Source organism: Longimicrobium sp., assembly GCF_036280135.1.
Taxonomy (GTDB): domain Bacteria; phylum Gemmatimonadota; class Gemmatimonadetes; order Longimicrobiales; family Longimicrobiaceae; genus Longimicrobium.
Map to the genome: position 1 here is coordinate 1 of NZ_DASURI010000186.1, position 2,876 is coordinate 2,876.

The 2,876-nt window shown below is 72.9% G+C and carries 2 protein-coding genes; both read left to right on the forward strand.

What is annotated here, in order from left to right; all coding sequences use genetic code 11:
• Window positions 1-200: 200 nt before the first annotated feature.
• Window positions 201-1,316 carry a substrate-binding domain-containing protein gene (locus VFZ20_RS05465; RefSeq protein ID WP_329682827.1) on the forward strand — a complete coding sequence of 372 codons (1,116 nt, stop codon included), beginning with the start codon at window positions 201-203 and terminating at the stop codon, window positions 1,314-1,316.
• Window positions 1,316-2,866 (forward strand): sugar ABC transporter ATP-binding protein, encoded by a 1,551-nt coding sequence (locus VFZ20_RS05470; protein ID WP_329682828.1) that lies wholly within the window; start codon window positions 1,316-1,318, stop codon window positions 2,864-2,866. Before VFZ20_RS05465 ends, VFZ20_RS05470 begins: the two co-directional genes overlap by 1 nt.
• Window positions 2,867-2,876: the final 10 nt, after the last annotated feature.

A 2,876-nucleotide genomic window follows, 5' to 3' on the forward strand; every position in this document is an offset into this window, starting at 1 on the left:
TTGCTGCCGGCGGGATCCGTCCTCACCGAGAGACTCCAGGCTTGATCCGCCACGCGATCGGATGATCGATCAGGGATATTGTTAGAAGGTCTTCCGAAGTGCAGATTGCCCCTCGCGCGGTCATGGGCCCGGCCCCGGACCGCGCATCGCGGGACATCACGCCGTAGGACAACCGACCCAACCTGAACCGGGCAAGCGAGATGAGGATGCGAAAGGGCATGCTGGTGCTGGCCGCGGCCGCGCTGGCGGCGTGCGGCGGCGGCGGGGACGCGGGGCAGCAGGCAAAGGGCGACTCCACGGCCGCCGGCGGCGCCACGGGCGGAGCCGCGGGCGCGGACGGCACCATCCGCATCGCCGTCATCGCCAAGAGCTCCAACAACCCCGTCTTCCTGGCCGCCCGCACCGGCGCCGAAGCCGCCGCGCGCGAGCTCAGCGCCCAGCCCGGCTGGCCCAAGGTGGAGGTGATGTGGCTCACCCCGCCGCAGGAGGACGGCCAGGTGCAGGCCCAGCGCATCCGCCAGGCCGTCAACGAAGGCGCCGACGCCATCCTCATCTCCGCCAGCGACGCGGGCAAGGTGGCCGGCGCCATCGACGACGCCGTGGCCCGCGGCGTGGAGGTCATGACCTTCGACAGCGACGTGCCGCAGTCCAAGCGCTTTGCCTACTACGGCGTGGACGACGTGGAGATCGGCCGCGCCGTCATGCGCGAGCTGTCGCAGCAGCTGGGCGGCCGCGGCTCCATCGCCATCCTGGCCGGCAACCAGAACGCGCCCAACCTCCAGAACCGCGCCCGCGGCGTCCGCGAGGAAGCCGCCAACCACCCCGGCATCAAGGTGGTGGACACGTTCAACCACATCGAGACGCCGCAGGACGCTGCCGCCGAGGTCATCCGCGTCAACAACGCGTATCCCGAAGTCACCGGCTGGGCCATGGTGGGCGGCTGGCCCCTCTTTACGCAGACCCTGCTGACGGACCTGGATCCGGCGCGCACCAAGGTCGTTGCCGTCGACGCGCTGCCGGCGCAGCTGGCGTACGTGGAGAAGGGGATCGCGCCCGTGCTGGTGGCGCAGCCCGTCTACCAGTGGGGCTACGTGGGCGTGCAGACGATCGTCAAGAAGCTCAACGGCGAGCAGGTGCCCGCGCGCATCCCCATGGAGCCCGTCCGCGTCTCGCGCGACAACCTGAACCAGTGGGCCGCGCAGCTGCGCGACTGGGGCTTCACGGACGTTCCGCAGCGCTTCCTGACCGGCGCGGCTCCGGCCGCGGGCGCCCAGCCGGCGGCCGGCGCGCAGGCCACGCCCGCCCAGCAGCCCTGATGCAGCCCGCCGTCCGCTTCGAGGACGTCCGCAAGCGCTTTCCCGGCAGCGTGGCGCTGGACGGTGTCACGCTGGAGATCGCGCTCGGCAGCTGCCACGCCCTCTGCGGCGAGAACGGCGCGGGCAAGAGCACGCTGGGAAAGATCCTGGCCGGCATCCACGCGCCGGACGGCGGGCGCATGCTCATCGACGGCCAGCCCGTTCGATTCGGCGGGCCGCGCGACGCGCTGGCGGCGGGCGTGGGGATGGTGCACCAGGAGCTGGCCTTCTGCGACAACCTGTCTGTCGCCGAGAACCTGTGCCTGGGCGCCCTCCCCCGCCGCGGCGGATTGACGGACCCGCGCGAGACGGTGCGGCAGGCCGAGGCCATGCTGGCCGAGATCGCGCCCGACATCGACGTCCGCCGTCCGCTGGGCGCGCTGAACACGGCGCAGCGGCAGCTGGTGCAGATCGCCGCGGCCGTGGGCGGCGGCGCGCGCATCGTCGTCTTCGACGAGCCCACCAGCAGCCTGAGCCAGCACGACGCCGAGCGGCTGTACGAGCTCATCGGCCGGCTGCGGGCGCGCGGGGTGACGTGCATCTACGTCTCGCACCGCATGCCCGAGATCTTTCGCCTGTGCGACGCCGTGAGCGTGCTGCGCGACGGCCGCCACGTGGACACGCGCCCCACGTCCGAGCTGACGGAGAGCGAGCTCGTACGGCTGATGATCGGCCGGCCCGTGACGGAGTACCTCGCTGCCCCCCTGGCGGAGGCGGCCGGCGCGGAGCTGCTGCGGATCGAAGGACTGTCGTCACCCGGCCGGTTCCACGACGTGTCGTTCTCCCTGCGCGCCGGCGAGGTGCTGGGGCTGGCGGGGCTCGTGGGCGCCGGCCGCTCGGAGATCGCGGAAGCGTTGATGGGGCTGGACCCCGCCGCGCGCGGCACGGTGGTCGTCGATGGCAAATCGGCGCAGATCCGCACGCCGCGGCAGGCCATCCGCCTGGGCATCGGCCTGGTGCCGGAGGACCGCAAGCGGCAGGGACTGGTGCTGCAGGCCAGCGGGGTGCACAACACGTCGCTCCCCATCCTGGACCGGCTGTCGACGGCGGGGTGGATCCGCCGGCGCGAGGAGCGGTCGGTCGCCGTGGACTTCTTCGGGCGGATGCGCGTCCGCACGCCGTCGCCCGAGACGCCCGTGGCGGGGCTCAGCGGCGGCAATCAGCAGAAGGTGGTCCTCGCGCGGTGGCTGGCCGCGAAGTCGCGCATCCTGATGCTGGATGAACCGACGCGCGGCGTGGACGTGGGCGCCAAGGCCGAGATCCACGCGCTGATCGCGGACCTGGCCGCGCGTGGGAGCGCCGTGCTGCTCATCAGCAGCGAGCTGCCGGAGCTGCTGTCGCTGTCGTCGCGCATCCTGGTGCTGCGTGGGGGCCGCGTGGCGGGCGAGCTGCCCCGCGCGCAGGCCACGCAGGACCGCCTGCTGCGGATGATGGCCGGCTTGCCGGACGAGGCGCCCGGGCCGGGGCACGAGCCGGAGGTGCCGAGCGTGCCGGCCGCGCCTGTCGCGTGAGGAGCCGAAT

Excerpts from the sequence above, each read along its gene's own strand:
- VFZ20_RS05465 (WP_329682827.1), top strand. The coding sequence starts at position 201 with ATGAGGATGCGAAAGGGCATGCTGGTGCTGGCCGCGGCCGCGCTGGCG.
- VFZ20_RS05470 (WP_329682828.1), top strand. The coding sequence starts at position 1,316 with ATGCAGCCCGCCGTCCGCTTCGAGGACGTCCGCAAGCGCTTTCCCGGC.